This window comes from Pseudonocardia abyssalis, assembly GCF_019263705.2.
In the GTDB taxonomy this organism is placed as follows: domain Bacteria; phylum Actinomycetota; class Actinomycetes; order Mycobacteriales; family Pseudonocardiaceae; genus Pseudonocardia; species Pseudonocardia abyssalis.
Genome location: NZ_JADQDK010000001.1, coordinates 4,363,213 through 4,382,578, shown reverse-complemented (window position 1 = coordinate 4,382,578; position 19,366 = coordinate 4,363,213). Strand labels below are relative to the sequence as shown.

18 protein-coding genes are annotated in these 19,366 nt (G+C 71.2%); 9 read left to right on the top strand and 9 right to left on the bottom strand.

Annotated features, from left to right (window positions below; all coding sequences use genetic code 11):
• Position 1 precedes the first annotated feature (1 nt).
• On the bottom strand, positions 2-1,792 hold the full coding sequence (locus I4I81_RS21285) for a sigma-54-dependent Fis family transcriptional regulator (protein ID WP_218602942.1): 1,791 nt from the start codon (positions 1,790-1,792) through the stop codon (positions 2-4).
• Positions 1,793-2,182: 390 nt separating this feature from the next.
• Between I4I81_RS21285 and I4I81_RS21280 the strand changes: the two genes are divergently transcribed.
• The 7 genes from I4I81_RS21280 to I4I81_RS21250 all read left to right on the top strand — a co-directional run bounded on the left by I4I81_RS21280 (position 2,183) and on the right by I4I81_RS21250 (position 10,907).
• Positions 2,183-3,820: a ferritin family protein gene (locus I4I81_RS21280; RefSeq protein WP_218602949.1), complete on the top strand. Its 1,638-nt coding sequence runs from the start codon at positions 2,183-2,185 to the stop codon at positions 3,818-3,820.
• A gap of 111 nt (positions 3,821-3,931) precedes the next feature.
• Positions 3,932-4,993: an FAD-binding oxidoreductase gene (locus I4I81_RS21275; RefSeq protein ID WP_218602943.1), complete on the top strand. Its 1,062-nt coding sequence runs from the start codon at positions 3,932-3,934 to the stop codon at positions 4,991-4,993.
• Entirely contained in the window at positions 4,990-6,177 is a 1,188-nt protein-coding gene (locus I4I81_RS21270; protein WP_218602944.1) for an aromatic/alkene monooxygenase hydroxylase subunit beta, read from the top strand. Before I4I81_RS21275 ends, I4I81_RS21270 begins: the two co-directional genes overlap by 4 nt.
• Positions 6,174-6,548 carry a propane 2-monooxygenase effector subunit MimD gene (gene mimD, locus I4I81_RS21265; RefSeq protein ID WP_218602945.1) on the top strand — a complete coding sequence of 125 codons (375 nt, stop codon included), beginning with the start codon at positions 6,174-6,176 and terminating at the stop codon, positions 6,546-6,548. Before I4I81_RS21270 ends, mimD begins: the two co-directional genes overlap by 4 nt.
• A gap of 126 nt (positions 6,549-6,674) precedes the next feature.
• Positions 6,675-8,360, top strand: a complete 1,686-nt coding sequence (groL, locus tag I4I81_RS21260) for a chaperonin GroEL (protein ID WP_218602946.1) — start codon at positions 6,675-6,677, stop codon at positions 8,358-8,360.
• Positions 8,361-9,479, top strand: coding sequence for an amidohydrolase family protein (locus tag I4I81_RS21255; RefSeq protein ID WP_218602947.1), 1,119 nt, complete (start codon positions 8,361-8,363; stop codon positions 9,477-9,479). It begins immediately after the preceding gene.
• A 135-nt stretch (positions 9,480-9,614) separates the two neighbouring features.
• Positions 9,615-10,907 carry an MFS transporter gene (locus I4I81_RS21250; RefSeq protein ID WP_226363496.1) on the top strand — a complete coding sequence of 431 codons (1,293 nt, stop codon included), beginning with the start codon at positions 9,615-9,617 and terminating at the stop codon, positions 10,905-10,907.
• Positions 10,908-10,976: 69 nt separating this feature from the next.
• On the opposite strand, the gene I4I81_RS21245 is transcribed toward I4I81_RS21250, so the two are convergent.
• Genes I4I81_RS21245 through I4I81_RS21220 form a run of 6 tightly spaced genes read right to left on the bottom strand, consistent with a single transcriptional unit; the run spans position 10,977 to position 16,433 of the window.
• On the bottom strand, positions 10,977-12,002 hold the full coding sequence (locus I4I81_RS21245) for a gamma-glutamylcyclotransferase family protein (protein WP_218616278.1): 1,026 nt from the start codon (positions 12,000-12,002) through the stop codon (positions 10,977-10,979).
• A gap of 9 nt (positions 12,003-12,011) precedes the next feature.
• Positions 12,012-12,902: a metal ABC transporter permease gene (locus tag I4I81_RS21240; RefSeq protein WP_226363495.1), complete on the bottom strand. Its 891-nt coding sequence runs from the start codon at positions 12,900-12,902 to the stop codon at positions 12,012-12,014.
• The gene (locus tag I4I81_RS21235) at positions 12,895-14,061 is read right to left on the bottom strand and encodes a metal ABC transporter permease (protein ID WP_218605518.1); all 1,167 of its coding nucleotides are present in this window, start codon (positions 14,059-14,061) and stop codon (positions 12,895-12,897) included. The genes I4I81_RS21240 and I4I81_RS21235 overlap by 8 nt, the downstream gene beginning before the upstream one ends.
• A complete protein-coding gene (locus I4I81_RS21230) occupies positions 14,061-14,807 on the bottom strand; it encodes a metal ABC transporter ATP-binding protein (protein ID WP_225924654.1) in 747 nt (248 codons plus the stop codon). The genes I4I81_RS21235 and I4I81_RS21230 overlap by 1 nt, the downstream gene beginning before the upstream one ends.
• A gap of 7 nt (positions 14,808-14,814) precedes the next feature.
• Positions 14,815-15,744 carry a metal ABC transporter solute-binding protein, Zn/Mn family gene (locus tag I4I81_RS21225; RefSeq protein WP_218605516.1) on the bottom strand — a complete coding sequence of 310 codons (930 nt, stop codon included), beginning with the start codon at positions 15,742-15,744 and terminating at the stop codon, positions 14,815-14,817.
• Entirely contained in the window at positions 15,741-16,433 is a 693-nt protein-coding gene (locus I4I81_RS21220; RefSeq protein WP_218605515.1) for a metal-dependent transcriptional regulator, read from the bottom strand. The genes I4I81_RS21225 and I4I81_RS21220 overlap by 4 nt, the downstream gene beginning before the upstream one ends.
• A gap of 100 nt (positions 16,434-16,533) precedes the next feature.
• Here I4I81_RS21220 and mtnA point away from each other — a divergent pair, with 100 nt between their 5' ends.
• Complete coding sequence (gene mtnA, locus I4I81_RS21215; protein ID WP_218616609.1) at positions 16,534-17,472, top strand: S-methyl-5-thioribose-1-phosphate isomerase; 939 nt, start codon at positions 16,534-16,536, stop codon at positions 17,470-17,472.
• Positions 17,469-18,737: an MFS transporter gene (locus tag I4I81_RS21210; RefSeq protein ID WP_226363494.1), complete on the top strand. Its 1,269-nt coding sequence runs from the start codon at positions 17,469-17,471 to the stop codon at positions 18,735-18,737. The genes mtnA and I4I81_RS21210 overlap by 4 nt, the downstream gene beginning before the upstream one ends.
• Here the strand turns inward: I4I81_RS21210 and I4I81_RS21205 are convergent.
• Both I4I81_RS21205 and I4I81_RS21200 read right to left on the bottom strand, forming a co-directional pair.
• A complete protein-coding gene (locus tag I4I81_RS21205; RefSeq protein WP_218602438.1) occupies positions 18,703-19,056 on the bottom strand; it encodes a type II toxin-antitoxin system VapC family toxin in 354 nt (117 codons plus the stop codon). The two genes, I4I81_RS21210 and I4I81_RS21205, sit on opposite strands and share 35 nt — an antisense overlap.
• Positions 19,053-19,355, bottom strand: a complete 303-nt coding sequence (locus I4I81_RS21200) for a type II toxin-antitoxin system Phd/YefM family antitoxin (RefSeq protein ID WP_218602439.1) — start codon at positions 19,353-19,355, stop codon at positions 19,053-19,055. Before I4I81_RS21200 ends, I4I81_RS21205 begins: the two co-directional genes overlap by 4 nt.
• Between the last annotated feature and the right edge of the window lie 11 nt (positions 19,356-19,366).

Sequence of the window (19,366 nt, the reverse complement as noted above, 5' to 3'; positions counted from 1 at the left end):
ATCATCCGGAGGTCGGCATCGAGATCCCGTAGCCGCGGATCTTGCGGTAGATCGTGGCCCGCGACATCCCCAGGTGCCGTGCGGCCTCCGCCTTGTTGCCCGAGGCGTCGAGCAGGGCGTCGACGATCGCGTCGCACTCGATCGCCTCCAGCGGCGTGAGCACGCGCCGGGTGATGGCGCGGCACTCCGCGGGGAGGTCGGCGGGGGAGACGATGCCGGTCCGTCGCTTGGCCACGACCTTGCGCAACACCTGGTAGAGCTGCTCGATGTTGCCGGGCCAGCGGTTGCGCATGAGCACGCGCATCGCCTCGGGCGAGCACGTCAGCTCGGCCCCGCGGGTGAGCCGCGCGATCAGGTACGGAACCAGTTCGGAGACGTCCTCCACGTGGTGGCGCAGCGGCGGCACCTCGACGGTGCTCGGGAAGTGCCCGAGCAGCTCACCGAGGTGCTCGGGGGATCCGGTGCCCGCCGTGACCGTCGCGACCACCCACGGGCGCTCCGGGTCGGTGGTGTCGCGGTGATCGTCGAGCACGTCGCACAGCGCCTGCACGCCCTCGGGATCGAGGCTGTCGACGTGGGTGAGGACGAGGGTGCCCCCGCCGCTCTCCAGCTCCTCGGCGACATCGGCGAACCAGCGCGGACCGGCGTCGGCCGCATCGAGGACCCGCAGGTGGGCCGCGGGGGTGCGGCCCTGGTGGGTGGCCCGCGCGACGGTGGTCTTGCCCGTGCCCGGCTCGCCCTCGAGCACCAGCCACTCACGGGCGCGGAAGTGCCGGTCGACGGCCTGGCAGCACTTCGCCCACAGCGCGCCCGACCCGACGGCGGCCGGGAGGGCCGGCGACGAGGTGGCGACGCGCGGGGTGGGCACCGCACCGTTGGTGATGAGCTGGACCTGGGCGATCCCGCCTGCGCGGTTGCCCTCGGTCCAGCTCGGGCGCAGCTGGATGCGCGCGGTGTTGCCGCTGGGCAGGTCGACGATCACCTGGTGGCGCTGGCCGGACTTGAGAGCCTCGCCCGCCTCGGCCAGCAGCGGCCCCTGGTCGGACGGGTCGAACAGCTCGCGGGCGCGGTCGTTCATCATCAGCAGGTCGTCGGACAGGGCGAACACCGCGCCGCGTCCCCGCTGGCAGGCGATGAGGTAGTCGTGCAGCAGGGCCAGTTCACGCCGGCCGGACTGCTCCAGCAGCGTCTCCTCGATCCGTTTCGCGACGGTGGAGGCGATCGCCGTCATCATCATGCTGGCGTCGCTGCGCCAGCACGTGAGGTCGACGACGCCCAGCACCTTGCCGCTCACGGGGTGCCGGATCGGCGCTCCGGCGCAGGCCAGGTCCTCGAGGTGCTCGGCGTAGTGCTCGTGCCCGAACACCTGGGCGGGGCCGCGGCCCTCCAGTGCGGTGCCGATCCCGTTCGTGCCGACGTAGCGCTCGGCGTAGCTGAAACCGGGCGCGAGCCAGATGCGGTCGAGGTGGTGGGTGAGCCCGCCGTCGCCGCTGCGACGATCCAGCACGACGCCGTCGGAGTCGGTGAGGATCAGGCTGACCGGCTCGCTGGCGAGCTGGTCGGCGACCTCCCGGATGATCGGGCCGGCCGCGCGCGTGAGCACGGAGTCCATCGAGATGTCGGAGTCGTACGGCAGCTCGAGGCGGTCGGCGTCGACGTCGTAGTGCCGCGAGCGTGTCCACGAGGCGAGGATCGGCTCCCGGACGACGCCGGGCTCCACCTCCTCGTCCACGAGGAAGGACGTGCGGGCGCGGGCGAGCTGTTCGGAGCCGCCATCAGGCGCAGGACGCATCTGACCTGGGCGCGACGAACTCCCGCGGCGGTCGTATGCCGCTCGCAGGGAGGCGCTGAGGTCGAGTACACGGTCGTCCGGGTGGTCCAACCGGTTGCCCTTCTCGGAGCTGCTGTGGTCCGCGGCGGTGGCCGGTGTGCTTATGGACCGTACAGCCGCACTGCACCGAGTGGTAGTGGGCCAGTCGTAACGCAAGACAATCTCATAATGAGACCGCACGGGGTCTCCCGGAGAGGTGTGATTCCCGGCACGGAGAGAGCAGCACCGGGGCCCGCAAGCCCCCGGCCAGCCGCAACCCTCCGCGCTCACCTCCGGTGCCGAGACGCCTGCGCTCGTGTCGGCAACGCGGAAAACCACCACCGTGAGGAGACGACGTTGAGTCGGCAGAGTTTGGCCAAGGCTCACCAGAAGATCCAGGAACTCTCCTGGGAGCCGCAGTACCACGAGCCGTACATGAAGTACGGAACCGACTACACCTTCCGCAAGGCAGCCAAGAAGGACCCGCTCAAGCAGGTCCTGCGGTCCTACTTCCCCATGCAGGAGGAGAAGGACCACCGCGTCTACGGCGCGTCTGACGGAGCCATCCGCGGAAACATGTTCCGGCAGGTGCAGGAGCGCTGGCTGGAGTGGCAGAAGCTGTTCCTCAGCATCATCCCGTTGCCCGAGGTCTCGGCCGCACGGTCGATGCCGATGCTGTTCCACGTGGTCCCGAACCCGGAGCTGCACAACGGCCAGGCGATTCAGATGATCGACGAGGTTCGCCACTCGACGATCCAGCAGAACCTGAAGCGCCTCTACATGAACAACTACATCGACCCGGCCGGCTTCAACAACAGCCTGCGGAACTTCCACAGCGACTACTGCGGCACCATCGGCCGTCAGTTCGCCGAGGGGTTCATCACCGGTGACGCGATCACCGCGGCCAGCATCTACCTGACGATCGTCGCCGAGACGGCATTCACGAACACGCTGTTCGTGGCCATGCCGGCCGAGGCTGCGGCCAACGGTGACTACCTGCTGCCGACGGTGTTCCACTCGGTCCAGTCCGACGAGTCGCGCCACATCTCCAACGGCTACGCCACGCTGCTGATGGCCCTGTCCGACGAGGACAACCGCCAGCTGCTCGAGCGCGACCTCCGCTACGCGTGGTGGAACAACCACCGCGTCGTCGACGCCGCCATCGGTACCTTCATCGAGTACGGCACGAAGGACCGCCGCAAGGACCGTGAGTCCTACGCGGAGATGTGGCGCCGCTGGATCTACGACGACTACTACCGCTCGTACCTCGTCCCGCTCGAGAAGTACGGCCTGGTCATCCCGCACGACTTGATCGAGGAGTCGTGGAAGCAGATCTGGGAGAAGGGCTACGTCCACGAGGTCGCGCAGTTCTTCGCCACCGGTTGGCTCGCCAACTACTGGCGCATCGACGGCATGACCGACACGGACTTCGAGTGGTTCGAGTACAAGTACCCGGGTTGGTACGACAAGTACGGCGCATGGTGGGAGAACTACAACCGCCTCGCCACGCCGAACGGGCACAACCCGATCGTCTTCGAGGACGTCGACTACGTCTACCCGGCCCGCTGCTGGACCTGCATGGTCCCGTGCCTGGTCCGTGAGGACATGGTCATGGCCGACATCGACGGCGTGACTCGCACGTACTGCCACGAGGTCTGCCGCTGGACCGATGTCGAGGCCTTCCGCCCCACGTACCAGGGTCGCGAGACCCCGAACATGGGCCGCCTGGTCGGGCACCGCGAGTGGGAGACGCTCTACGACGGCTGGAACTGGGCCGATGTCGTCTCCGACATGGGCTTCGTCCGCGACGACGGCAAGACGCTGACCGCTCAGCCCCACCTCGACTTGAACCCCAAGAAGATGTGGACGCTGGACCACCTGCGTCGTTGCCCTCCGCTGGGCAGCCCCAACGTTGCGATCAACAACCTGGACGCCGCCGGCAAGGCCGCGTTCCTGGCTGATTACAACAAGCAGGGTCCCGCCGGACGACCGGCACCTTCGGGCGCCTGAGCGCGGGTCAGGTGAGGGGGGAGGGTCGGCGACTCCATCGTCGGCCCTCCCCCTGCTCAGGCCAGCCTCAGTAATTCACACAGGTCCACCGGCGAAGGGCGTAAGACAAACATGGGTGAGAAGCACATCGTCAGGTTCGAGCCGGTGGGCATCGAGATCGAGGTCGACGAGGATCAGAACATTCTCCGCGCCGCAGCCGAGAACGGCGTGCAGCTCATGCACGGCTGTAAAGAGGGTCAGTGCGCGGCGTGCAAGTCGTTCGTCCTCGAGGGCGACATGGACGACATCGAGCTCGACAAGTACTCCACGTTCGCGTTGCCGGACTCCGAACGTGAAGAGGGGCAGACCCTCCTCTGCCGGGCGCACGCGTACTCGGACCTGGTGATCGAGCTCCTTCAGTACGACGAGGAGATCATCCGGTCGGGGTTGCCGCTCAAGAAGGGGGTGGCCGAGGTTGTCTCCAACGAGTCGGTCACCCACGACATGCGGCACCTCGTTCTCAAGTTGATCGAGCCGGAAGAGATCAAGTTCTTCCCGGGCCAGTACCTGGACATCATGGTGCCGGGCACGGAGGAGAGCCGATCGTTCTCGATGGCGAACGTCCCGGGCCGCGAAGGCGTGTTCGAGTTCGTCATCAAGATCTACCCGGACGGCCTGTTCTCGGAATTCCTCGACAAGAAGGTGCAGATCGGCGACCGGCTCGATGTGGAGGGCCCCTTCGGGACCTTCACGCTTCGGGAGAGTCGGACCTCGCCGATCATCTTCGTGGGCGGTGGAGCGGGAATGGCCCCGGTGCTGGGTCTGCTGCGCTCGATGGCGGAACGCGGGACGGACCGCAAGCCAGTCTTCTACTACGGAGGCCGGCAGTTGCGGGACCTGTGTTTCGAGAAGGAACTCCGGGAGCTGGAGGAGAAGATCCCAGGCTTCCGGTACGTCCCGGCGCTCTCCGAGCCTGCCGGTGACGACGAGTGGGACGGCGAGGTCGGCCTCATCACCGATGTCGTCGCACGGCTCGAGCCCGACCTGAAGGGTCGGGACGCGTACGTGTGCGGTCCTCCGCCGATGGTGGATGCGGCGCTGGAAAAGCTCACGGCACTCGGAGTACTCGAGGCGAACATCTTCTACGACAAGTTCACCACCACCGGTGAACCGGAAGGCGAGGACAGCCCATGACCACTGCTCAACGTCCCGAACGCAGTGTCCCGAAGCCACAGTTCACGGATGCGGAGGCAGGCGCCCAGGAGTTCCCGGACTCCGGTGCGAGCGCACGTCGGTACAACTACTACAAGCCGGCGAAGCGGAAGCAGACCCACTACGAGGACGTCACGGTCGACGTCCAGCCCGACCCCCGCCACTACCTGGCGCAGGGCTGGATCTACGGCTTCGCCGACGGCAGCAGGGGATACCCGCTGACCTGGACGAAGCTCAAGGCCTGGGGCGTCGACAAGCCGGAGCCGGTCAACGGCGTCGGCACCGGCAACAACCACGTTGTCGACTGGCCCGCCCACGGCTGGCACGAGTTCCGGGATCCCAACGAGGAATGGGAGATGACGTTCTACCGCTACAACGCGAACGTCGTCCGCCAGACCACCCAGAACGTCGAGAACGCCCGCCAGGCCAAGGCGTTCGACAACTGGACCCCGAACTGGAAGACCTTCGTCGAGCGCAACGTCGGCGCGTGGATGCACATCGAGCACATCCTCGGCCTCTACGTCTTCGCCGCGATCAACCGGTCGTGCCCGACCAACATGCACAACACGGCCATGGTCGTGAACAGCATGCACAAGATCCGGTTCGCGCAGGACCTGGCGCTCTACAACCTCACCCTCTCCGAGGAGATCGAGGGCTTCGACGGTGCGGCGCACCTCGACGCGTGGAACAACGACGCCGAGTGGCAGGGCGTCCGCAAGGTCGTCGAGGCCCTCACCGCGGTCGACAACGACTGGGGTGAGATGGCCTTCGCCACCAACGTGGTGTTCGAGCCCCTGCTCGGCGAGCTGTTCCGCAGCAACCTCGTGCAGCAGTCCGCGGCCGGCAACGGCGACTTCGTGACCCCGACCGTCATCGGCGCAGGCGAGTACGACTACTCGCAGCGCGACCTGCGCTGGACGCAGGCGTGCTTCGGTCCGCTGACGCAGGACAAGGAGTTCGCGGCGCACAACAAGGAGCTGATGCAGGGCTGGCTCTCGCACTGGGTGCCGATGTGCCTCGAGGCGGCGCGTGCGATGCAGCCTCTGTGGAGCCAGACGGACTCGAAGCCCCCGCGGTTCGAGGACTCTCTCGACCGGGCCAAGAGCCGCTTCGCCGGCATCGTGACCGAACTTGGACTGGAGCCCCCGAAGGAGCTGTCGCAGTGACTGGTTACAAGACCGCAGAGAGCCCGTTCAAGGCGAACAACACGGCCAGCAACATGGCCGGTGTGACGCTGATGAACAACCAGGTCGGCGTCGTCGTGGCCGAGGTGATGGACAAGGCGGAGAACGTCACCATCACCCACCTGCCGTCGATGATCCGCGTCGACTGCGTGGGCCGGATGGACTTCGTCTACGACGAGATCTCCGAGGCACTCGGCGAGGAGGAGGGCTTCTACGACGCCTCCGAGTTCGAGGAGAACATGTCCACGCACTACGGCAAGATGATCCACATGGATGACCGGACCGTGATGTTCGGGAATCTGGAGGAAGCGGCCGAGTTCATCGGCGACATGCTGCCTCCCGAGGTGAAGTAGGACCCCTCGACTCGCTGTTCCCGGGTCGCCGTTCGCGCACGCCGGTGCGGACGGCGGCCCGGGCCGCTGTTCTTTTCCTCTCGCATCACCCGCGCACATGTTGAGAAACGTCTCCAGGAGGGCCCCGTGGCCAAGGAACTCAAGTTCGGACAGGAAGCCCGCGATCTGCTCAAGGCGGGCGTGGACCAACTCGCCGAGGCCGTCAAGTCCACCCTGGGCCCGAAGGGCCGCAACGTCGTCCTCGAGAAGATCACCGGTACGCCGGAGGTCACGAACGACGGTGTGACGATCGCACGGGAGATCTACCTCAAGGACCCGTTCGAGAACATGGGGGCGCAGATCCTCAAGGAAGCCGCCATCAAGACGAACGACATCGTCGGTGACGGCACGACCACGGCCACCGTGATGGCGCAGGCCATCGTCCGCGAGGGCATGAAGGCGATCCAGGCCGGCGGCAACCCGGTGCTCGTCAAGCGCGGCATCGACATCGCGGTCGGCGCGATCGTCGCCCACCTCTCCACGGTGGCGCACCAGGTCGACAGCCTGGAGCACCTCTCCCGCGTCGCGGCGATCTCGGCGAACGACGACGAGTCGATCGGCCGCGTGGTGGCGCAGACGCTGCACACCGTCGGCGACGACGGCGTCATCTCGGTCGACGATGGCCCGGTGCTGGGCCTGTCGGTCAACTTCGTCGAGGACTTCGAGTTCGACAACGGGTACGTCTCGCCCTACCTGGTGACCGACCCCGGTTCCATGATGGCGATCCTCGACGATCCCTACATCCTGCTGAGCTCCGAGAAGATCACCGACGTCCGGTCGCTGATGCCGGTGCTCGAGAAGATCATGCGCGACCCGCGACCCCTCGTGATCATCGCCGAGAAGGTCGAGGGCTCCGCCCTGCAGATGCTGGTGCACAACCACGTCAACGGGCACCTCAAGGTCACCGCGATCCAGGCGCCCGGCTTCGGCGAGAAGCGCGTGCACATGCTCGAGGACATCGCGGCGCTCTGCGGCGGCAAGGTGCACTCCAAGGCGTCGTCGTTCTCCCTGGAGCAGATGACCGCCGAGCACCTGGGCCGTGCGTCGCAGGTGCGCGCCACCAACGAGCACACCGCGATCATCGGCGGCGGGGCGTCCCGCGAGACCGTCGAGGTGCGCCTGTCGCAGCTCCGGGCGGAGATGAACCGCGCCAGCATCGGCACCGACGAGGACTGGCTCAACGACCGCATCGCGCGGCTGTCGGGCAAGGCGGCGATCATCTCCGTCGGTGCGCCGACGAACGCGGAGCTCAAGGAGATCCGGCACCGCGTCGACGACTCGCTGCAGGCCACCCGCGCCGCCATGGCCGAGGGCATCGTCGCGGGCGGTGGGTCGGCCCTGCTGCACTCCGAGCCCGCGCTCGACGCGCTCGACGTCACCGGCGACTACCGGATCGGCGTCGAGATCGTGCGTGCCGCGCTCACCGAACCGGTGCACCTCATCTCCACCAACGCCGGTTACGACGGCAACGACACCGTCAAGCAGGTGGCCGCGCTGGGCGTCGACGAGGGCTTCGACGCCCTCGAGGGCCGCTTCGGCAACATGATCGAGATGGGCATCATCGACCCGCTGCGGGTCGTCCGCTCCGCGCTGCAGAACGGCGCCTCGGTGGCCGGTCTGATCCTCACCACGAACTCGCTCGTGGCCGAGGAGCAGACCCCCTGGAACAAGGCGCTGATGACGGAGTACGGCCCCCTGGACGACGGCATCCCGCAGCCCTCGCCCGACTCGAGCACGCCGCAGTCGCTCGGGCTCGGCCCGCAGGTGGGGTAGATGTACGACGTCGACGGCGAGACCTACCTCGTGGTCGACGCGCAGGTCCACGCCTGGGACGCGAGTCCGCACAACCAGGCGGGGCCCGCGGGTGAAGTGTTCGCCGCCGACCTCCTGCGGCGGCACCGGGAGCTGGACGGCTCCGCGGTGCCGCTGCCGGAGGTCGAGCGCGTCACCGAGGACGGGCTGGGGCGCGACGTCTTCGCCGGCGGCCACGTCGACCGGGCGGTGCTCCAGCCCGTCGTCCTCGGCGACCTGTTCGTCCTCGGGTTCTCGCCCGTGGCCTGGCACGCCGAGCTGGCCGCGCGGATGCCCGGCCGGTTCGTGCTCAGCGGCGAGCTCGACCCGGACGCCGGGCAGCCCGGCGCCCGGGGGATCGCCGCGAAGGTGCGCCGCTGGGACATGCGCGGGCTGACGTTCTGCGAGTCCCGTCGTCCCGGCGGGCGGATGGAGCTGCGGGAGACGTGGCTGCGTCGGGCGCTCGCCCGGTGTGCGGCGTCCGGGGCGGGCGTCGTCCACCTCGGCGTGGCGCCGTCGGCCGGCCCGGCCCCGTGGCGACGCTGGCGGGCCGCGGCCGGGCAGCGCGTGCGCGGCACGGCTCCGCGGCTGCCGAGCTGGGCGGAGCCGGTGCGCTCGGGCTCCGCGCTGCCGGTGCGCACGCGGCCGGTGCAGCGCGTCGCCTCGGCGGGGTTCGACGTCGCCCACTTCCGGGAGCTCGCCACCGCGTTGCCGCGCACGTCGTTCGTGCTCGGGGCGGGGTGCCTGCCCGCCGACGAGCTGTGCCGACTGGCCCGGCTGCCCAACGTGCACGTCCTGCTCACCGAGATCCTGCCGTGGATCTCCGCCACCGACGCGCGTGCGGACTTCGGGCGCGCGTTCGGGGGGCTGCTGCTCGCGTTCGGGCCGGAGCGTCTGCTGTTCGGCAGCGGCTACCCGCTCGTGCGCCCCGGGCGTCTGGTGGAGCAGCTCGCCGCGTACCGGTTCCCCGACGAGCTGCGGGGCCGCTTCCGCGACCTCGACCTCGACGCCCGGCGGGCGATCCTCGGGGGCAACGCGGCCCGCCTCTACGGCATCGAGGGGGGCCGGTTGGCCCCGTCGGTCGTGGCCCGGCGCGGGTAGCCAGCGGTTGCGGTCCGGGGGAGGGGCTCCTAGCGTGGACGGCCAATCGGGGGAGGCTCCACCATGACTACTTCGGACACGCCCGGAATGTCTAAATCGGACACTTTCGCGGCGACAGAGGTCGACGAGCCCACGGTGCGCAAGGCCGTCGGCGCGGCCGCCATGGGCAATCTGGTCGAGTGGTTCGACTACGGCATCTACAGCTACGTCGTCGCCTACATCACGCTGAACCTGATCCCGGGCGGTGACACCGAGAACGCGGGCCCGTTCTTCGCCCTCGCCATCTTCGCCGTGGCCTACCTCGTGCGCCCGTTCGGCGGGATCATCCTGGGCCCGCTCGGTGACCGGATCGGCCGCAAGAAGGTCCTGGCCCTCACGATCGTCGTGATGTCGGCGGCCAGCTTCTGCATCGGCCTGCTGCCCACGTACGCGATGATCGGCATCGCGGCGCCGATCATGCTGATCCTGCTGCGCGTGGTGCAGGGCTTCGCCACCGGCGGTGAGTACGGCGGTGCCGCGGCGTTCATCGCCGAGTACGCCCCCGACAAGCGCCGCGGCTTCTACTGCTCCTTCCTGGAGCTCGGTACGACCGGCGGGTTCGTCCTGGCGGCCGGCATGGTCACGCTGCTGCAGGTCTCGCTGTCCGAGGCCGACATGAACTCGTGGGGCTGGCGCGTCCCGTTCCTCATCGCCGGGCCGCTCGGCCTGGTCGGGCTCTACCTGCGGAGCAAGCTGGAGGACACCCCGGCGTTCCTGGCCCTGGAGGAGAAGGCCCAGGTCTCGGAGTCGCCGCTCAAGGACGTGCTGACGAAGCACTGGCGCCCGATCCTGGTCTGCATGGGCCTGGTGCTGTTCTACAACGTCGCGGTCTACACGATCCTCTTCTACATGCCGACGTACCTGGAGTCGACGACCGGTCTCGACTCCACCACGGCGCTGCTCTACATCCTCGGCATGATGGTGCTGATCATGATCGTCATCATCCCGGTGGGCGCACTGTCGGACCGGGTCGGCCGCAAGCCGTTGATCCTGGGCTCGTGCATCGGGTTCATCGTGCTGTCCTACCCCGCGTTCCTGATGCTCGACTCGGGTACCGCGCTGGGCACGATCGGCGGTCTGGTCGTCCTCGGGCTGCTGCTGGTGATGCTGCTGGGCACGATGTCGGCGACGCTGCCGGCACTGTTCGACACCGACGTCCGCTACGGCGGCTTCTCCATCGGCTACAACATCTCCACGTCGCTGTTCGGCGGGACGGCGCCGGCGATCCTCGCCCTGCTCGTGGTGGGCACCGGCAACAACGCGAGCCCCGGCATCTACGTCGCCGTCGCGTCACTGATCTCGCTGGGTGCGGTACTGCTGGTGAAGGAGAGCGCGGGCAAGCCGCTGCCGGGCTCGGGGGCGTCGCTCATCCGGGAGAAGGTCGCCTGACCCGTCGCGCCGCGCGCCCGGCGACGTGCTCGTGCACCTGCGCCGGGCGCGCGACCACGCCGGAGGACGTCAGCTGACGGCGGGGGCCCAGCCGGGCCGGAACCCGTCGGTCGGGGCGCGCCAGGCGTAGGCCCAGCCCACGGTGCCGTCGGTGGTGACCGTGCGGATCCGCCGGTACTCGGGCCCCTCGTACGCGTCCATCGCGGGGAAGGCGGCGATCGGGTCGCGCAGCGCGATCAGCGTGCCCGGGACGGCGCCGACGGAGTCGGGGAGCCACGCGGGGTAGCCGCGGCCGGTGTCGAGCACGGCCCCCGCGACGGTCGCGTAGCGGTGCCCGCCCGCGGCGTGGGGCTCGACGTAGTGCCACGAGACCTGTCCGGGCTGCAGCAGGCCGTAGGCGAACAGCTCCGTCGGCCACTGGTCGGGGTGCGGGGGGCCGACGACGGTGGGGGCGTCGAGCCCGTCGGCTCCGGGTTCGCCCACCAGGTCGCGGGCGGCGGCCTGGGGCATCACGACGCAGCGCACGGGCCTGCCGTCGACGTGCAGCGGCGCACGGGCGGGGGAGTGCCCGACGTAGACCCACGCCCCGTCGATCCGCGCGCCGTCCTCGGTGAGCACGGTGCCGGTGCGCAGGCGGGCGAGGCGGAAGCGCTCGTCGCGGCCCTCGCAGCGGTCGAGCACCGCGACCTGCTCCGGCGTGGCGAGCCAGACCGCGTGCTCCTCCTCGATCCCCGGTGCCGCGGCGAGCGTGGCAGGGCGCTGACCGTCGCGGGCGCGGTGCCCCGCCGCCCATACCGCGGCCACACCGGTCGTGCGCGCCCGCAGGACCACCACCGGATCGTCCCCCAGGCCCAGTTCGGCCCGCAGCCAGCTGATCTTGCCCGGGCAGCGGTTGGAGCCGTAGGCCAGCACCGGGACGCGCTCCGCGGCCGGTGCGGCACCGCGGGCGGCGAGCCAGTCGTCGAGGGGGACGTCGCCGATCCGCCACGGGCCCGGCGTCAACGCGTGCGACATCCCGTCGACGTGGGCGAAGGAGGTCGGGGGCACCGCACCGGGGTAGGGGGTGTCGGGGAAGTCGGAGTCAGGGCGGGGCATCACCCGACGCTACGCGGGAGTGCGCCTCCGTAGGCGCCGGGTGAGCAGGCCGTGCTTCGGCGACGCCAGCAGTGCGAGCACGAAGCACGCCGCACAGACCAGGCCCATCGCACCGGCGATCGAGCTGTCGTAGGCGATCGCGAGGGTGTGCCCGGCGATCGCCCCCACCCATCCGACGCCGACGGCCAGCGCCACCATGACGACGAGCCGGTCGGTGAGCAGGTACGCGGTGGCCGCGGGGACGATCAGCATCGTGACGACGAGGATCGCGCCGACGGCCTCGAACGCCGACACCGCCGTGACCGCGACGGCGATCAGCAGCAGCCGCGACAGGAGCTGCGGGCGCAGCCGCACCGTGGCGCCGAAGGCCGGGTCGAACGTGGTGGCCTTGAGTTCCTTCCACAGCAGCGTGACCAGTAGCAGGTTCAGCAGCACGACCACCGCGAGCACGACGCCCGCCCGCGCGACGCCGACCCCGCCGCCCAGGTCGATGGCGTCGAACGGGACGAACGCGATCTCGCCGTAGATCGTGGAGTCGAGGTCGAGGTGGATGCCGTCGGCGAAACGGGTGACGCCGAGGACGCCGAGGGAGAACAGCGCGGGGAACACGAGCGCGATCGCCGCGTCGGACGCCATGAGGCCGCTGGCGCGCAGGGCGTCGATCCCGAGGACGCAGAGCACCGCGAACGCCGCCGCCCCGACGACGACCGGCAGCGGCGCGCGCGTCTGCCAGACGAGCCAGACGGCGACGATCCCGGGTAGCACCGCGTGGCTGACGGCGTCGGAGAGCAGGGCGATGCGGCGCAGGACGAGGAACGGGCCGAGCAGCCCGCAGGCGGTGGCGACGAGTCCGGCCACCACGATGATCACGATGCTGTCGCTGAGCACGGCGTCACCCACGACGGCCTCCCGCGCTCAGCAGGCGGAGCTGCGCGACGGCGTCGTCGCCGAGGCTGCCGCGCAGGTCGGTGGGATCGGGTTCCCGGGCGTCGGGCAGGTCGACCAGCGCACCGTGCTCCAGCCACGCCGACCACAGTGCGCGGCGGTCGGCCAGCTCCTCGGCGGCGCGGCGCCCGGCGGCGGTGAGGCCGTCGTCGTCGAGCAGGCCGTCGCGGCGCAGCGACGTGCGTGCCAGCCGGTCGGCGAGCGAGCGCACCGGGGCGTCGGGCGACACCAGCACCGCGTCGCGGCGCACCCGGCGGCGGCGCGTCGCGAGCCGGGACGCCCGCCACAGCACCCCGCGGCCCGGCGCCAGCAGCACCGCGAGCATCGCGATCGAGAACCCGACGAGCACGATCACGGGCCCCGTGGGCAGCGCGGCGCGGGTGGCGAGCAGCGACCCGGTGATCCCGACGACCGCCCCGACGACCCCGGCGATCGGCAGCACCCACGTGAAGCGGTCGGCGAGCTGGCGGGCCACGACCGTCGGGACGACGAGCATCGCCACCATGAGGATCGCGCCGACGACCCGGACCCCGATGACGACGGCGACGACCAGGAGCCCCGTCATCAGGACCTCCAACGCGCGCACCGGCAGCCCGATCGAGCCGGCGTAGGAGGAGTCGAACAACGTGGTGGTGAGCGCGCGGCGCAGCACCCCGACCACCAGCAGCGCGGTGCCGCCGAGCACCGCCATCACGACGACGTCGGTCTCCAGCAGGCCCGCGGCCTGGCCGAACAGGTAGTTCTCCAGGCCGGCCTGGTCGGCGTCGGCGGTGCTCGCGATGTGGGTGAGCAGCACGACGCCGAGGGAGAAGAAGCCCGAGAGCACGACGCCGATCGCGGTGTCGGGCTTGATCCGCCCGGTGCGCTCGATGCCGACCATGAGCAGTGCCGCGACCAATCCGGCCGCCGCCGCCCCGACCAGCAGCCCCGGCACGTCCTTCACCCCCGCGACGAGGAACGCCACGCAGACGCCCGGCAGCGTCGAGTGGGCCACCGCGTCGCCGACGAGGCTGCGCTGCCGCAGCACCGCGAACGTACCGAGCACACCGCTCGTGACCCCCAGCACGAGTGCGCCGAGCACGACGACCGTGTCGGTGTAGGGCAGACCGAACATCAGCCGGCCCAGGCCACTGCGTCGTCGGGCACGCCGTACGCGCTGCGCACCGCACCGGACGTCAGGACCTCGGCGGTGGGTCCGCAGCCGAGTGCGCGGACGTTGAGCAGCAGCGTCCAGTCGAACGAGGCACGGACCTGGGCCATGTCGTGGTGCACGACGACGACCGAGCCGCCGTCGTCGCGGATGCCGCCGAGCAGCGCGAGCAGGTCGGACTGGGTGCGGGCGTCGATCCCGGCGAACGGCTCGTCCATGACGAGCACGGGGGCCTGCTGTGCGAGTGCGCGGGCGAGGAACACGCGCTGGCGCTGCCCGCCGGAGAGCTGCCCGATCTGGCGCCTCCCGTACGCGGCCATGCCGACGCGCTCCAGACACTGCGCGGCGATCGCCCGGTCGGCCCTCCCGATGCGGCGGAACCATCCGGTGGCCCGGTAGCGGCCCATCGCGACGACCTCGGCGACCGTGATCGGGAAGTCCCAGTCGACGGACTCGCGCTGCGGCACGTAGGCGACGCGGTCGAGCGCGGCCTTGCCCTCGACGCCGTCGATCGCCACCCGGCCGGCGTCGGCGGGGACGAGCCCGAGCGCGGCCTTGAGCAGCGTCGACTTCCCCGCGCCGTTGGGGCCGACGATCGCGCAGAGCTGCCCGGCGGGGAAGTGCGCGTCGACCTCCCACAGCACCGGGGCCGACCGGTAGGACACCGTCAGCGAGCCGATCTCCAGCGCGTGCGTGGTGCGTGCGGCCATGAACATCTCAGTCTCCCAATCCGTCGGCGATCAGGTCGGCGTTGGCGCGGAGCATGCCGATGTAGGTGCCCTCGGGCGTGCCGGGCGCCCCGGCGGCGTCGGTGTAGAGCTCACCGCCGACGGTGACGGCCGCGCCCCGCCGGCCGGCCGCGGCAACGAGCGCGTCGACGGTCTGACGCGGCACGCTCGACTCGACGAACACCGCGGGGACCCCACGGCCCGCGATCAGCTCCGCGACGCGCTCGACGTCGGCGGTGGTGGCCTCCGCGGCGGTGGAGATGCCCTGGATGCCGGCCACCTCCAGGCCGTAGCGGCGACCGAAGTACTCGAACGCGTCGTGCGAGGTGACCAGCAGACGCCGCTCGGGTGGGATCTCGGCCATGCGCGCGGCGACGTGGGCGTCGAGCTCGTCGAGCTCGGCGAGGTAGGCGTCGAGGTTGGCCGCGTAGTCGGCGGCGCGGGCCGGGTCGCGCTCGGTCAGCGTCGCGGCGATCGTGCGGCTGACCTGTTCCCAGAGCCCGACGTCGAACCAGACGTGCGGGTCGTACTCCTCGTTCGCGCCAGGGGCGGGGGCGAGCAGTTCGTCACGCGGGATGTCGTCGGTCACGGCCCGCGTCGGCTGACGGGCGGCGAGCTCGTCGAGCAGCTCGGCCATCCGGCCCTCCAGCTGCAGCCCGCCGTAGAAGATGACGTCGGCCTCGCGGAGCGTCTGCACGTCACCGGCGCTGGCGCGGTAGAGATGCGGGTCGACGCCGGGCCCCATCAGCCCGGTGACCTCGACGTTCGACCCGCCGATCCGCTCGACGGTGTCGGTGATGAAGTTCGTGGTGGTGGTGACGCGGACCGGCCGGTCACCGATCGGTCCGTCGCCGGACGCGGCGGTGGACGTGCAGCCGGTGAGCACGACGAGCGCGAGCGCGGCGAGGACCCTCCTCATGCCACGACCCGCCCGTGGACGAGGTGCGTGAGCGGCTCGCCGAGGGCGTGGTCGGCGACCCCGACGCGGACCCACAGCGGCCCGCCGAAGGGCTGGCGCGCGGTCACGTCGATCCGGACGCCGGGGTGGATGCCGAGGCCGGCGAGGTAGCGCAGCGCGGCGCTGTCGCGGTCGTAGACGCGCTCGACGTCGAAGGCCGAGCCGTCGGGAGCTGCGTCGAGACGCACGCCCCAGCCCTCGTCGAGACCGCCGGTGCCGCGCGGGATCGGGTCGCCGTGCGGGTCGCGGTCGGGGCGGCCGAGGTGGCGGTCGATGCGGTCGATCAGCCGGTCGGACACCGCGTGCTCCAGTGCGTCGGCCTCGGCGTGCACCTCGTCCCACGGCACGTCGAGCTCCTGGGCGAGGAACGCCTCCAGCAGCCGGTGGCGGCGCACGACGTCGCGGGCGTGCGCCGCGCCGTGCTCGGTGAGGGCGGCGAGGTGGCCGTCGGTGCGCCGGAGCAGGCCCGCCGTGGTCAGCCGCTTCAACATGATCGACACCGTGGGCGGGCTCACGTGCAGCTCGTCGGCGAGGGCCGAGGTGCTGACGGGCTCGCTGCGACCGCTGCGCACGAACACGGTGCGCAGCGTGTCCTCCACCGCGGGGGTGTGCGGCATGCGGCAGCAGTCGGGCACTCGATCGCCGATCATTAGTCTCCTCTAATCACTGGCTGCAGCGAGGCTAACCGAGTTCTTACCGCTTCCCAACCCCGATGTGTGTCCCAACTTGCGACATAGGGTCCGGTTCGTGCTGCCGAGGACGATCGACTGGGACGGCGACGGCATCGTGCTCGTCGACCAGACCGCACTCCCCGAGATCCGGACGACGGTCGTCACCGACGTCGACGCGCTCGTCGACGCCATCCGTCGGCTGGTCGTGCGCGGGGCCCCCGCGCTCGGGGTGGCCGGGGCGCTCGGGGTGGCGCTCGCCGCCCGGACGCTCCGCGGTACCGCACTCGACGCCGCCTGCGACCGCATCGCCGCGGCCCGGCCCACGGCGGTGAACCTGGCCGTCGGTGTCCGGCGGGCCCGGGCCGCGTTGCCGGGTGGACCGGCCGCCGCCCTGGCCGCCGCCCTGGAGCTGCGCGACGAGGACGTCGCCGCCTGCCGGGCGATCGGCGAGCGCGGGGCCGACCTCCTCGCGGTCCTGTGCGGCGAGCGCCCGCTGCGGCTGCACACCCACTGCAACGCCGGTGCGCTGGCCTGCGTCGAGTGGGGCACCGCGCTGGGCGTGGTGCGCTCGCTGCACGTGCGCGGGCTGGTGGCGCACGTCGTCGCCGACGAGACGCGGCCGCTGCTGCAGGGGTCGCGGATCACCGCGCTGGAGCTCGCCGCGATCGGCGTCGAGCACCACGTCGTCGTCGACGGGGCGGGGGCGTCGGTGATCGCGCGCGGTCTCGTCGACGCGGTGGTGGTGGGGGCCGACCGGATCGCCGCCAACGGCGACGTCGCCAACAAGATCGGCACCTACCCGCTCGCGCTCGCCGCGGCCCGTGCCGGGATCCCGTTCCTCGTGGCCGCCCCGGAGGGCACGGTCGACCCGGCCACTCCCGACGGCGGGCACATCGAGATCGAGGAGCGCGACCCGCGCGAGGTGTTCGGCGGTCCGGCCTGGAACCCCGCGTTCGACGTGACGCCCGCCGACCTCGTCACCGCGGTGATCACCGAGCGGCGGGTCTGGCGCCCGTGACGTCGTGGCCGTTCCGGCTCATGCTCGTCGCGACGGTTCTGGGGTTCGGCGGCTACGCCCTGCTGCTGCCCGTCGTGCCGCTGTGGGCGTCCGGGGCGGGGGAGCTGGCCGCGGGGGCCACCACGGGCGCGCTGATGCTCACGACCATCCTGACCCAGCTCGCCGTGCCGTGGCTGGTGGCGCGCTGGGGCTACCGGCCGGTGCTCGCGACCGGGCTGTTCCTGCTCGGGGCGCCGACGCCGCTGCTCGCGCTCTCGTCGGCCCTCGTCCCGGTCGTGGCGGTGTCGGCGGCCCGCGGCGTCGGGTTCGGGTTGCTGACGGTGGTGGGCAGTGCGCTGGTGGCCGAGCTCGTCGCGCCCGCGGAGCACGGGCGGGCCGCGGCGCGCTACGGCGTCGCCATCGGGGTGCCGCAGCTCGTGCTGCTGCCGGCCGGGGTGGCGGTCGTCGACGTCACCGGGTTCACGGGGGTGTTCGTCGCGGCGGGGGTGGCGCCCCTGCTCGGGCTCGTCGCGCTGCCGTGGCTGCGCGTGCCGGACCACGCGGCCCGGGGGACGGGGGCGCCGGAGCGGCGACTCGCGGGCGGGGAAGCGGCGACCCGCGGGCCGGGGACCGGCGACCCGGGTGCGCGGGAACCGCGACTCGCGGGCCGGGGAACGGCGACTCGGGGGCGCAGGAACGGCGACTCGGGGGCGGGGAAGTGGCGACTCGCGGGGCGGGGGGCCGCTGCGCCGCTCGTCGCGATGCTCGCGTGCTCGGTGGCCCAGGGCGGGCTCGTCACGTTCCTGCCGCTGGCCGTGCCGGGGGCGGCCGGACTCGTCGCGGCGGCGCTGCTGGTGACCGCGGCCGGTGCGCTCGTCGGGCGCACGGTGGCCGGGCGGCTGGTGGACCGGCACGGCCTGGGCGGGCGGCTGCTGCGGCCCGGGGTGGGGCTGGCCGCGGTGGGGATGGCGGTCGAGGTGCTCGCGCTGGGTGGGTCCGGGCCGCTGCTCGTCGTCGGGGCGGGGATCGTCGGCCTGGGCTTCGGCCTGGTGCAGAACGACGCCCTCACCACGCTGTTCGCGGCCTCCGGACCGACCGGGTACGGCTCGGCGAGCGCCGCCTGGAACATCGCCTACGACGCCGGGACCGGCATCGGTGCGGTCGGCCTCGGGGGGGTCGCGGACCCGTTCGGCTTCCGCGCCGCGTTCGGCCTCTCGGCCGCAGTCCTGCTCGTCGTGGGCGCGGCGCCGGTCAGGACGACCCGGCCACGGTGGCCTGGGCGCTGACGATCCCGGCGGCGGGGCTCTCGGCGGCGCCGGCGAGGTGGATGGCGTCGAGGGAGCGGAGCAGGGGATCGGGCAGACGACCGGCGCTCTCGACGATCGCGGCCGAGATGTCGAGCTGCACGACTTCGTTGAGGATGAGGTCGACCTTGGGCATCCCCTCCGGACGCAGCCTGAGCATCCCCCGACGGGCCTCCACGGCCAGAAGGGCACTGGACACGAGCTCGCGGACGGGACCTGCCAGGTACTGCTGCAGTGCCGCGGACTCCTCGTCGTCGTCCGTGACCAGCTTGAGCAGCGCCGAGGTATCGATGTAGATCAATACCGTTCCTCGTCGCGCATCTCCTGCAGCACCTCGGAGAGCATTCTCTCGCCCGGCAGGGCCGGCAGCGGCTCCCGGCTCGCGAGCAGTTGGCTCAGGCCGCCGTTCGCCGGCCGGACCTGACCGGCCGCCACCATCCGTTGGTAGGTCGTGCGAGGCCCGTGCACCGGTTCGAGGTAGTCGACCAGTTCACCTCGCTCGGTGACGGCGATCCGCTGCCCCTGCTTGACCTTCTCGACATAGCGAGAAGCGTGCTGGCGCAGCTCGCGTATGCCGATGGTCTCGGCGGCGTCCTCCATGCCGCCAAGTA